This is a genomic window from Flavobacterium sp. 103 (assembly GCF_003096795.1).
Classification (GTDB): Bacteria; Bacteroidota; Bacteroidia; order Flavobacteriales; family Flavobacteriaceae; genus Flavobacterium.
The window spans coordinates 4,200,359-4,212,361 of the sequence record NZ_QENX01000001.1; the positions used below are offsets into that span (position 1 = coordinate 4,200,359).

Annotated in this window: 12 protein-coding genes and 1 other RNA gene; 5 read left to right on the forward strand and 8 right to left on the reverse strand. The window is 32.3% G+C overall.

Annotated features, from left to right (window positions below; genetic code table 11):
* Nucleotides 1-16: 16 nt before the first annotated feature.
* Nucleotides 17-850: a 4,5-DOPA dioxygenase extradiol gene (gene ygiD, locus C8C85_RS17800; protein ID WP_116798220.1), complete on the reverse strand. Its 834-nt coding sequence runs from the start codon at nucleotides 848-850 to the stop codon at nucleotides 17-19.
* A gap of 99 nt (nucleotides 851-949) precedes the next feature.
* The gene (locus tag C8C85_RS17805) at nucleotides 950-2,374 is read right to left on the reverse strand and encodes an ATP-dependent RecD-like DNA helicase (RefSeq protein WP_116798221.1); all 1,425 of its coding nucleotides are present in this window, start codon (nucleotides 2,372-2,374) and stop codon (nucleotides 950-952) included.
* Nucleotides 2,375-2,659: 285 nt separating this feature from the next.
* On the opposite strand from C8C85_RS17805, the gene C8C85_RS17815 reads away from it, so the two are divergent.
* Nucleotides 2,660-3,472, forward strand: coding sequence for a DUF3822 family protein (locus tag C8C85_RS17815; protein ID WP_116798223.1), 813 nt, complete (start codon nucleotides 2,660-2,662; stop codon nucleotides 3,470-3,472).
* Nucleotides 3,469-4,071, forward strand: a complete 603-nt coding sequence (locus tag C8C85_RS17820; RefSeq protein WP_116798224.1) for an RsmD family RNA methyltransferase — start codon at nucleotides 3,469-3,471, stop codon at nucleotides 4,069-4,071. The genes C8C85_RS17815 and C8C85_RS17820 overlap by 4 nt, the downstream gene beginning before the upstream one ends.
* 72 nt (nucleotides 4,072-4,143) lie before the next feature.
* On the opposite strand, the gene C8C85_RS17825 is transcribed toward C8C85_RS17820, so the two are convergent.
* Together C8C85_RS17825 and C8C85_RS17830 are read right to left on the reverse strand one after the other, a co-directional pair.
* Entirely contained in the window at nucleotides 4,144-4,689 is a 546-nt protein-coding gene (locus C8C85_RS17825) for a hypothetical protein (protein ID WP_116798225.1), read from the reverse strand.
* Between the two features lie 131 nt (nucleotides 4,690-4,820).
* Nucleotides 4,821-6,938, reverse strand: coding sequence for an outer membrane beta-barrel family protein (locus C8C85_RS17830; protein ID WP_116798226.1), 2,118 nt, complete (start codon nucleotides 6,936-6,938; stop codon nucleotides 4,821-4,823).
* A 141-nt stretch (nucleotides 6,939-7,079) separates the two neighbouring features.
* On the opposite strand from C8C85_RS17830, the gene C8C85_RS17835 reads away from it, so the two are divergent.
* Together C8C85_RS17835 and C8C85_RS17840 are read left to right on the forward strand one after the other, a co-directional pair.
* Complete coding sequence (locus C8C85_RS17835) at nucleotides 7,080-8,438, forward strand: sensor histidine kinase (protein ID WP_116798526.1); 1,359 nt, start codon at nucleotides 7,080-7,082, stop codon at nucleotides 8,436-8,438.
* A 10-nt stretch (nucleotides 8,439-8,448) separates the two neighbouring features.
* Nucleotides 8,449-9,138 carry a response regulator transcription factor gene (locus C8C85_RS17840; protein WP_116798227.1) on the forward strand — a complete coding sequence of 230 codons (690 nt, stop codon included), beginning with the start codon at nucleotides 8,449-8,451 and terminating at the stop codon, nucleotides 9,136-9,138.
* An 8-nt stretch (nucleotides 9,139-9,146) separates the two neighbouring features.
* Here C8C85_RS17840 and C8C85_RS17845 read toward each other — a convergent pair whose 3' ends face one another.
* From C8C85_RS17845 to rnpB, 3 genes are all read right to left on the reverse strand, one after another.
* A complete protein-coding gene (locus C8C85_RS17845; RefSeq protein ID WP_116798228.1) occupies nucleotides 9,147-10,067 on the reverse strand; it encodes a ketopantoate reductase family protein in 921 nt (306 codons plus the stop codon).
* A gap of 11 nt (nucleotides 10,068-10,078) precedes the next feature.
* Complete coding sequence (locus C8C85_RS17850; protein ID WP_165818133.1) at nucleotides 10,079-10,486, reverse strand: DoxX family protein; 408 nt, start codon at nucleotides 10,484-10,486, stop codon at nucleotides 10,079-10,081.
* Nucleotides 10,487-10,526: 40 nt separating this feature from the next.
* Nucleotides 10,527-10,852: RNase P RNA component class A (gene rnpB, locus C8C85_RS17855), an RNA gene on the reverse strand.
* A 228-nt stretch (nucleotides 10,853-11,080) separates the two neighbouring features.
* On the opposite strand from rnpB, the gene C8C85_RS17860 reads away from it, so the two are divergent.
* Nucleotides 11,081-11,377, forward strand: coding sequence for a hypothetical protein (locus C8C85_RS17860; RefSeq protein WP_116798230.1), 297 nt, complete (start codon nucleotides 11,081-11,083; stop codon nucleotides 11,375-11,377).
* A 95-nt stretch (nucleotides 11,378-11,472) separates the two neighbouring features.
* Here C8C85_RS17860 and C8C85_RS17865 read toward each other — a convergent pair whose 3' ends face one another.
* Nucleotides 11,473-11,826: a hypothetical protein gene (locus C8C85_RS17865; RefSeq protein WP_116798231.1), complete on the reverse strand. Its 354-nt coding sequence runs from the start codon at nucleotides 11,824-11,826 to the stop codon at nucleotides 11,473-11,475.
* Nucleotides 11,827-12,003 lie beyond the last annotated feature (177 nt).

The following is a 12,003-nucleotide window of genomic DNA, read 5'->3' on the forward strand; positions in this document are numbered from 1 at the left end:
TTTTTATAATCTAAAACTAATTCGAAATTTTCACCGAAGTCATACTCAACGACCCTCCTACCAATTTATCATTGAACAAACTCAATTCTTCTGATTTCCCTTTTAGTCCCAAAGTATAAATTAAAGGTAAATAATGATCCGGTGTTGGAATTGCCAGTTGAAAAGCTTTACTCTGTTTTTCAAAATCAATGAGTGGTTGAAAATTGCCATCGAGTAAATAATCGTTTATATCTGCCCTTGCTTCTACAGCCCAATCGTAACCGTAATTTTCGGTATTGATGTTTCTAAAATCGACCATTCTCAAATTATGGATGATGTTTCCGCTACCTACAATTAGGATTCCCTTGCTACGTAAGGCACTTAGTTTTTGCGCCAAATCAAAATGATATTGTCCTGATTTTGTATTATCGATACTCATCTGAATTACAGGAATATCGGCATCTGGATATAAATGTTTAATTACACTCCAAGCTCCATGGTCTAACCCCCAATGCTGGTCTAATTCTACTTCGGTTGGAAGCAGTAATTCTTGGGTTACGGTTGCTAATTCAGGGCTTCCTTTGGCGGGATATTGCACTTCAAATAATTCTTGTGGAAATCCGCCAAAATCATGAATTGTTCTTGGCATTTCCATTGCGGTAACTTTGGTTCCATTAGTAAACCAATGCGCCGAAATACACAAAATAGCATTGGGTTTGGGCAACGTTTTAGCTAAATTTCTAAAACCAGTGACAAACTGGTTTTCTTCAATAGCATTCATGGGGCTTCCGTGTCCCAAAAACAAAACAGGCATTTTTTCAGTATTTGAAAATGAACCTGATATTTTATGTAAGTCATTTAGTGTGTTCATTGTATTTATTTTTTTTACCGCAGATTTGCAGATTTTTTTATAAATCTATAGTTATCTATTATTCATTCAAGATCTGCGAATCTGTGGTTAATTTTTTAATCATTCCACAAAACTCTCATCCTTAAAACCTATCAAATATAGCTTATTTTTGGCTCTTGTCATAGCGGTGTACAGCCATCGGATGTAATCTCTGTCAATACCATTTGGTAAATACGGTTGTTCTATAAAGACCGTATTCCATTGCCCTCCCTGCGATTTATGACAAGTAATAGCATACGAGAATTTAACTTGTAATGCATTGAAATATTCGTTTTCCTTAACTTTTTGGAACTTTTTGTACTTTGTAGTTTCACTTTCATAATCTTTCATCACTTCTTGGTACAAACGATTTGATTCCTCGAATGTCAAAGACGGGGATTCACTTTTTATGGTATTCATCAAAAGCACAGTTTCAAAAGGTTTCTGATCGGGATAGTCAATCATTCGGATTTTTACTTTTGCAAATTTAAAACCGTAGAGTTCCATTATGCCAAACATTTCCAAAATCTCGATAATATCACCATTGGCAATAAATCCGGCTTCATCCGAATCCTTTAGCCAAAAATAATTATTCTTTACCACCATCAGGAAATCTCCTGTGGAGAGTTCACTTTCTTTATCGAGAATTTTTGTCCGTATTTGCTCATTATATTGATTTGCCCTTTTATTGGAACGAACAATAAAAGCGGTGTCTTCTATACTAAAATTGCTGTAAGCCGAATGAATTGCATCCTGAATATCATAGCCATCAACCAAACGAACAATGTCTTTGAATTTCCGAACATTAAATTTGAATTCGGTTATAAAAGTATCCTTTAATAATTCACGCAGTTCGGTAGCATTGTGCAAAATCCCAGAGTTTTCTTCCTGACGCATTACTTCGTCCAGTTCAATATATTCAACTTCTTTGTTGTAATTTATACTCAGTGTATGAATGTCCAAAGCCGGGCTTATGTCCAAATTCACAGGCGGTAACTGAGCCGTATCTCCCAATAGAATCATTTTGCAATTGGTTCCCGAATAGACATAGGAAATCAAATCATCAAGTAAAGAACCGTTTTCATACAATTTAGAATCCGAATTCGTATCCGAAATCATCGAAGCTTCATCGACTATGAAAACCGTATTTTTATGTTTGTTCTGTTGTAAAGTAAACGAAACGCCTCCCCCTGAATTCTTCTTCGGGAAATAGATTTTTTTATGAATCGTAAAAGCCGGTTTATTCGAATAATTGGCAATTACCTTGGCCGCCCGCCCTGTCGGAGCCAGCAAAACATACTTTTTGTTAATCTCCAGTAAGCTATTTACAATGGTGGAAATAACCGTTGTTTTTCCAGTTCCTGCATATCCTTTCAGTACAAAAATCGTCTCATTTTGAGTGTCGGTCAAGAAAATAGCTATTTTTTGAAAAAATATATCCTGATTATACGTCGGCTGAAAAGGGAATTTTTTCTGTAAATGGCTGTAAAATGAGGAGGAATTCATTGGGTATATTTTGATTGCAAAGTAAGGCTATTTCAATGGCAATTTCAATTTCAAAAATCAATTTCAAAAATCAATTGCAATATCAATGGCAAAAAACAATTACAATTGCAATATCAAAAATCATTATTAACTTGGAATTTCAATTTAGATTGAAAGCCTATTCCATTTTTTATTTACTATTAAACTTTATTTTTTTTCTATTGCCATTGATATTGCCATTGCCATTGATTTTTGATATTGCCATTGCCTTTTTATTCGTAAGTTTGCATTGTTGAAGAAAATACTATGAGCACCAATATAACCGATAAAAAATACAAAAAGCTTTCCATTCAGGTTTCACTGACAGGACTCTCTTTTTGTTGTTTTGATACGCTTCATAATACGATTGTATCTATAAATGAAATTCATTTTGACACTTTCCATAAATCGACCAAGATTGAGGAATTGTTTTCGGATGCTTTCCGAAATTATCCGGAACTGAATGACAGTTACGATGAAATTCAAGTGATTCATAATAACAATCTTTCGACATTTGTTCCCACTGCCCTATTTGATGAAAATTTTCTAGGCAGTTATTTGCAATACAACACCAAAGTTTTTGAAACCGACTTTTTTGCATTTGATGAAATCAACAATTATCAGATGAATGCGGTTTACATTCCGTATGTGAATATCAATAACTTTTTTATAGATCAATTTGGTTCTTTCGATTACAAACACGCCAACAGTATCTTGGTTTCAAAGCTTTTGGATGCATCCAAAAACAATGACAATAAGAAAATGATTGTCCATTTTAATCCTGGACATTTTGAAATTATTGTGATTCAGAATCAAAAATTACTTTTATTCAATTCATTCGAATATAAAACGCCAGAGGATTTCATTTACTATCTGCTTTTTACAGCCGAACAGCTAAATATGAATCCCGAAAGTTTCCAATTGGAATTATTAGGAGCCATTTCGGAAGAAGATGATTTTTATAAAATCGCTTTCAAATACATTCGAAATGTATCCTTTCTTGATGTAACAGATTTACAAAAAAGCAACAACTTTTCAGCAGGACAGAATCTGCAACATTTTATACTTTTTAACTCATGAGAATCATATCTGGAAAATACAAAGGAAGACGCATTTCTCCACCAAAAGGACTCCCCGTTCGACCTACAACCGATATGTCCAAAGAAGCATTATTCAATGTTTTGAATAATCATTTCAGCTTTGACAGTTTGAAAGTATTGGATTTATTTGCCGGAACAGGCAATATCAGCTATGAGTTTGCTTCACGAGGAAGTACGCCAATTACTTCAGTTGATGGTGATTTTGGGTGTGTGAAATTCATCAAGCAAGTGGCATCTGAATATGATTTTAATATTGCGGCCACCAAAAGTGATGTTTTCTCTTTTTTGGAAAAATGTAAAACAACTTACGATATTATTTTTGCAGATCCTCCTTATGGTTTAGATCAAAAAATATTTGAGAAAATTGTTTTATTGATTTTCGAAAAAGGATTACTCAATGAAGATGGCATGATGGTTATTGAGCATTCGAAGTACACCAAACTGGATCACATGATTAATTTTTCTTTCCAGAAAAGTTATGGTGGCTCTATTTTTAGTTTCTTTGAATTGGATTCAGTTAAAGAGGAAGAAATTGACGATGAGTCCAATCAAAAAGATACAGAAGAAGACGAAGGTTAAGATACTTAAGAATTTATACAAACAAAGCCCTTGCAATCGCAAGGGCTTTATTTGTATAAGGGAGTTAGTTTTTTACTTCTTTTTACCAATTACCCAACCTATTGTAAATCTAAAATATGGTGTAAATCCATCATCATTAGATTTTGATATTTGATACCCAACTCCAACCTGATACCCAATATTAAACCCTCTTTTATAAGTTCTTTGTAAACCATAAAAAGCGGCTATTTGGGAAGATTCAACAAATTTTTCCTGCTGTTTCGTAATTGGCTTAAAAAAATAACCTGCGTTAGCTCCAAAATAATTTCCTGAATTTCTCGAAATGCTTTTACCTTTTCGAATTCGTCTTGCAAAATTATAATAATAACGATATTCTTCTAATATGAAAGGATAAGCAATAAAGGTTGAGCCATAGTAATCACTATATTTATAACCAAGTCCTAATCCAATTTCCGAATTTAAAGTGCTGTTTGCTGTTAAACCATGTTCGAAAGTAAAACCTGGATCTAGGAAATCAATTTTGAATAAATTTTTCTCAACTGATGGCATGTCTTGAGCAATTGTTTTAATCAAAGGTGTAAAAAATAAAAAAAGAACAAAGGGATGCAGTAATTTCATAAAGGCTGGTACTAATAATTAATTTGTAATCAAATGTAATACAATTATTATATTTAAACCATGTTTGTAATCATTTTAGTTTATTAATAAGATTAAGATTGTCTGATTAAGAAAATTGACTGGGAAAATTATTATCGAATTCTATTAGAATTATCATCAATATTTTTTTCCTTAAACTCTGCCGATTTTATTTTGCCAAATGAATATTTAACAGCTATCGAAAATTCATGTGCATCGACAAGATATCTAGCTTTTGAACTTATTCCATTAATCGTAAATCTTTCTTCATAAATTGTGTTTCTAAAAATATCATTATAACTTACGGTGCAGTTCCAATTGGTTAAAAATGATTTTGAAACGCCCAAATCCATTATGAATACAGGTTTTCTTTCAAATACTCCTTCTTTTTGTTCGGTTAATCCCCAAGCTGATACTACAATTGTGTAACCTTTTGGCAGTTTAAATTCATTACTGGAATAATAATATAAATACGGTTTTGATGTAATAAATTCGGCAGAATCATCTTCTATTTTATTCAAAATACAGCTTAGACTGTTGGTTGAAGTCCAAATTTTATAAGTAAAAGGCAAAGTAAATTCTAAGTTAAGTCCCGATTCTTTATCAAAATTGGTTTCTTTAAAAATCAATATATTATTCTTGCTGTCAAATAAAAAACTGCTGTACACAGGATCCAAATTTTGATAAAAACTTAGCTTTACCGATTTGTCATGATATTGGAAGCTAGACGAAATTTGATTGTTAATAGTTGGATTTAAATTGATATTTCTGGAATATAAAAAATACGGATTGATATAAGTTGAACCCTGACTTGTCGATGAATAATTAGGTCTCAGAATACTTTTTGAATAATTTAAGGTTATTGATTTTGTACTGTCAATTGGGATGTCAAGCTGTGCTTTTGGAAAGAAATCGGTATAACTTTTATTGATTAATGGCACATTGTCATTTTTGAATTTTCCTATAATGTTTGTATTTTCAACTCTCAAGCCAAAAGAATATCCAATCTTTTTCATACTGCCAGACAATTGAGAATATACTGCGCTATTTTTTTCTTCGAAATTGTAATTTGAAATGATTGTAGCGTTGGAATCATAATTAAAATTGGCAAAATCAGTTTTTGCATCAGCTGATAAATAAAGGCCTCCCGCTTCCAACTTCATCTCATTTTTTAATTTTTTTTCAAAATCTACCCTACCGGAAAAAACATTTACATTGAATTTTTGATCGCTGTTTTGTGCCAATTCAAATTGAGTGTCATTAAAATTGTTCCGGGCCAACGACTTTGAATCCTGATTAAAATTAGAATATTGTAAACCCGTAAACAATTGCGTGTCAATAGATTTAATTTTCTTTGAATAATTAACAAAAGAGTTGATAAAATTCTTCTGGCTCTTATTATCGCTGTACGTTACAACATTATTTTCGACATCTCCGTTTTTGTTATAAGTTGTTGTGTTTATGTCGAAAGGTTCGCTTTGTAATTTACTGTTCATGCTAATTGAAAAATAATCTTCTTCATTGATTTTATAAAAAAGGCCTCCACCAAAAATGAACTGCTTCCTTTTAGTATTTGCCGTAGCAACATTATAATTCGAAATTATACCCTCAGATGGAATTTGATAATTAATGCTGTGGCTTTCCCAAGGACTCAGTTTGTTGTAATTAAAATTAGTTTTCCATTCCAATTTATTCTTTTTGAAACTCGAATTTATTCCCAAATAATTATTGAATTCTTTCTTGAACGAAGCCACCTCGGATAAAGTCGTTTGTGAGCCTTCCTTTTTACTAAATTTTCTGGTTATCAAAATTACCGCTCTTCCTTCGGCTTCATATTTTGATGATGGATTATTGATGATTTCGATGGTTTTTATGTCATCTACCGACAAGGCAGTCAAATCATTCATTCCCACTTTTTGATTGTCTATGTATATTAAAGGATTTCCCTTTCCAATAACCGTGATATTCTCTTTGTCAGCACTGAGAGTAATATTGGGTAGTTTGGATAACAAATCTATCGTATTTGGGGCTGAATTTAGAATAGAATTAGCAACATCAACTTTTATATTGCCATTTTTATTGGTGAACATTTTTTTTTCTTTAGTGACAACTACTTCCTTTAATTTATTGGATATACTGTCATTTTCGGTAGTATTTTGTCCGTAACTCAATCCAGAAATAAGAAGACAAATGGTGATTAATGCATTTTTAAATCCTAATCTATTTTTCATTTATAATAGTAAGTTTTTTGATTATGAAACGCTGCAAAAATGATTCTAAATACTCACTATTTAAGTTAATCGAAGGTTAATGCGGAGTTAATGGCTAATTTGAATGATAAAAGAATTATTTTTGAATTCAATTATTACCAAATGAAACAAAGAATTAATTTATTAATCGCATTTTCAATAGTTGCTATGATTGTCTTATCTGCCGTGCAATGCTATTTGGTAAAAACCACTTATGATTATAAAGTGGCACAGTTTCACACAGAAATTAAAGAAGATATTGCCAAAATAACGAATGATTACAGTGATATTGATTCGGCTTATGTCAACAAAAAAGAAATGCTTTATAAGCAATTGGCCCAAAATTATGTTTTGGGTAAAAAATCAAAGATTACTATCAAAAATACTTTAATAGAAAATGAATCTAATGACGCCTTAACACGAAAACTACAACTTCGATTTAAAAGAGATTTCCCCAATATAGCCATTGATTTTGCTATTGTCCTGAACAAATTTGTCATTTATAATAGTTATCGAAAAACGGATACTATTTTTTCTGAAAAGCCTCTTATTCAAAATAAAATATACGGTAATTTAAAGTCTTTAAATAATGCTTTTTTGGTTAGAAATTATGTTAGTACCACAAATGGTCCTGCATCATTAAAAGATTATAAATTACTTACAGAAGATTCCATGTATGTTTCTGTAATCGATTGGGAAATGATCATTTTTGAAAGAATGAAAATGATTTTACTGCTGTCATTGCTTTCAATTCTAACTTTAATAACTCTTTTTGTAATTGCGATTAAAGCATTAATTAAGCAAAAAAAAGTAAGTGATGTCAAAACCGATTTCATCAATAATATCACTCACGAACTCAAAACTCCTCTGACTACTTTGGGAATTTCCACAAAAATATTAGAGCGAAAAGACATTCGCGAGAATGAAGCGCAATTCAGCTGTGTTTTGAATACTATTTCGCGTCAAAATACTCGTTTGCAAAGCTTAATTGACCAAGTAATGGCTAATTCCTTGGGAGAAGATGAGATTGAATTGCAAAAAGAGAAAATCGATGCAGAATCATTTTTAAAAAATATCGTTGCCGATTTTAAGATTGCGTTTCCAAAAGTGACTATCGAAACACATTTTAACACAAACGAAACGTCTTTGGTTTTGGATAAATTCCATCTGACGACTGCTCTTTTAAATGTACTCGAAAATGCCGTGAAATATGGAAGTAATACTATTACAATTAAAACCGAATTAATCAAAAACCAATTTAACATCAGTATTAAAGATGATGGAATTGGAATTTCAAAAAATAAACATTCTTTATTGTTTGATAAGTTCTACAGAGTCGAAGAAGGCAATTTACACAATACAAAAGGATTAGGATTGGGGCTTTTTTATGTAAAGCAAATTATAAAAGCACATCAAGGCACAATTGATGTTATAAGTGATTTAGGTAAAGGATCTGAGTTTACGATTATGTTTAAAGTCTAATATTCTCCCATTGAAAAAAATACTTTTAGCCGAAGATGATGCTGATTTCGCAAGTGTTCTCAAGCAATATTTAGAATTATACCAATATGAGATTACTTGGGCAGAAAACGGAGAAGAAGCGTTGCGTATCTTCCAAATTGAAAGCTTTGATATTTGCGTTTTTGATGTTATGATGCCCAAAATGGATGGATTTACCCTTGCCGAGAAAATCATCAAAATCAATCCTGAAGTCCCTTTTGTTTTTCTGACGGCAAGAAAGCTAAAAGAAGACAAAATCATTGGATTAAAATTAGGTGCGGATGATTATATTGTAAAGCCTTTTGAGGCTGACGAACTTGTTTTGCGACTGAACAATATCCTAAAAAGAAGTAATCAAAAACTAACTCACTTCCCTATGACAGATGAATTGCGAATTGGCAGTTATTTATTTGATACCCAGCGTTTATGTCTAAAAAATGACTCTGCGATACAGCAACTCACTGAAAAAGAAGCGGCTCTTATCCATTTTTTCTATACTCATAAAAACCAAATGGTAAAACGGGAACAAATTTTGAAGACTATTTGGGGGAGCGACGATTTTTTTTCAGGAAGAAGTATGGATGTCTATATCAGTAAAATTCGTAAGTATTTCAAAAATGACTCTCGAATAAGTATTGAAAGCGTTCGGAATATTGGATTGGAATTTAAAATCGAAAATTAAATCTGTTTTTATTTTTGCAATTTGTCTAGTATCAATTGATAAACTGGTGTCGAAACTCTATATTTCTGACCTTCTTTTACGACGAATTCGGTTAGTGAAACAACTTCAGTTTTATGATTGGCTAAAAAATCCCTATGCATTGAGGAAGTTGCTTCTTGCGGTGATTTTTCAAGTTTGATAATAGTTTCTTCAATAATATTTTTGGGCATTTTTAACCCTTTCGCGGAAGCGACCAAGGCAATTTCATTCAACAAAGAAATATAAACTTGTTTACTCTCTGAATTTGATAAAATCTGACCAATATTCTGATTCAAATAAGAAGTTGCTGAGGCAAGAGCCGAAATAAAAATGAATTTTTCCCAAACGGTTTCTTCAATATTCGTAACAAAATAACTTTCGATTTTTGCCTTTTCGAAAATAGATTGAAGTGTTGTTATTCTAGAATCCTTAGTTGATTTCGATCCGAAAAATAGTTTTTCGTAAGGTCCCATTTTTTTGATTATTCCTGGTGCAACAATCATCGAAACGATATAGACACAGCCTTGCAAAACAATATTTTGTGGAAATAGTTTGTTAATCCTCTCTGTAGCATCAACTCCGTTGTAAAGTGGAAGAATGATTGTATCGGGTGTAATGCATTTTCTGTACAATTCAAAACTAGTTTCAATATCGTAGGTTTTGGTCGCACATATCAGGTAATCGAGTGTTCCGATTAATTCAGGATTGTCAGAAACTAAATTTGGGAAAACAATCGTCTCACCATCATCGGAGAGGATTTTTAATCCTGATTCAACAATGTTTTTTTGAGTTTCGCCTCGAGCAATAAAAATAATTTCGACGGTATTGGATTTAGTGTATTCTCTGGCCAATAGTCCTCCAAAATAACCGCCTACTCCACCCAAACCTAAAATTCCTATACGTGTTTTCATTATTTAATGGATTAGTTTTCAAGAGTCTCTTTATGGTTTTTCGTAGCTGCAATAACAATCAGCCCCAAAATTAGAGCACAGCTATACTCCATTCCTCCTTCACCGTGTTCACCAACCCACCAACCATTTTCATAATGGATGATAATATTACCCATTATTAACATCAAAATAAATCCAAGAGACAGATACTTTGTATAATATCCAAAGGCCAGTGCGATACCTCCAATAATTTCATAGGCAGTGATTCCCCAAACCATTACAGTGGTTGCAAAGAAGCCTTTGGTGGATAAAAATCCGGCAAATCGATCTATTGTCCCGTTTGCTATTCTTGTAACGGCATGGGCCACAAAAAATAAGGGTAGTGTAATCCTAAAAAGCAAAAGTGACTGTGATGAGGATAAAAAAGGAAAATTTTTCATATTTTTTTGACTAAAATAGTAAAAAAACATGAAAATTGTAAAAAAATGCAGACCTATAAGCCGGATTCTGTTCTTGTTATTACTAACAATACCTTATCATTTATCTAGATCCAGCATTACTGTTGGACTCAAGCTATCTACCCTTCAGCAACGGACGAGAAGCCCTTAAATGCTGATATACTTGATATTTCACCGCATAGAGTTTACCTGGTTTCACTACAGCATTACCTGTACATACTTTCTGTTGCACTTGTCCTAATCACGTCCTAAAACGCAACCGACGGGTGTTACCCGCTATGCTTCTCTGTGGTGTCCGGACTTTCCTCCCTCCCGATTAATCGAGACGACGATAAGGCGGTCTGCGGTGCAAATCTACAACATTAATCAAGGTTTTTCAAGAATACAGCTTTTACTTTAACAAGTCATTTGCAACATACTACAAACAAAATAGTTATCTTTAATCTAAATATTAATTTCTGTCATTATGAAATTGGCATGACTCTAAATTGGTCGTAAAAACCAATGATGATTGCGTCTCGAACGTTAGCGAACAGACGAAGCAATTACATATGACCAATAAAAAAAAAGCTACATATGAAACCAACTTATCATTATACCACCGTTTTGGAAGCCTTAGAAGATTTAAAAGAAAAAGGATTTCACCATGATTTTAATCTTCATACAGAAGCCATTAAATCGAATCCAGATGATTACTCAGTAGAACATGTATATCGATATGAAGGAGACTCGGATCCAGATGAAGAATCTGTTGTTTATGGTATAATTTCCATTTCAGGTAAAAAAGGTGTTTTTGTGTCCGGTTTTTCAGCAAATTCTGATGATGAAGCGGCAAAAATTTTGGAAAAATTATTTATTGAAAGTAGCAAATAATCATCTCTTGTTTTTATTTTTAATGAATATAATAAAAAAACAAACCAACTTAAAATGTTCCAAAATACCCGTTTTAGGTCTAAGAATAACTTAGTTTAGGTGTTTTCTTCCAAATTATTGTGATCGTCTCCGCCAATGCTGTAATGGCTGTTTTCTTCATCTTCTTCTCCAGTCGAAATGTATTCATCATCAAACTCTGAACCTGGGATATCTAAATCGGCACCAGACATGTCCTCATCAAATTCCTTTTGGTTCAGTTCGCTTATATTGTTGATTTCGATAGGAATTTTCTTTTTCGAAATATCTTCAGGGTCGATGTCACTTTCTTTATGGAATTTTCTATAAATATCTTCTTCCGGAGGATACAAAAGAGAATCCGGTAACTTGTTTTTGTTTTCTTTTTTTTGTTCTAAACCATTTGTTCCTGAATTTTTTTTCATCTCTTCCATAATGCCTTTATTTTACTGATTTTCAATATACTAATTTACGTATTCTAACTAAATATTACTCCCAATTTATTCATTTTTTTTTATGTTTAACACCATGCAGAATTGTATTATTCTAAAAATAGGATGTAAATGATACTAATAACCATCAATAATGACCAATACATTTTTTTAATAAAA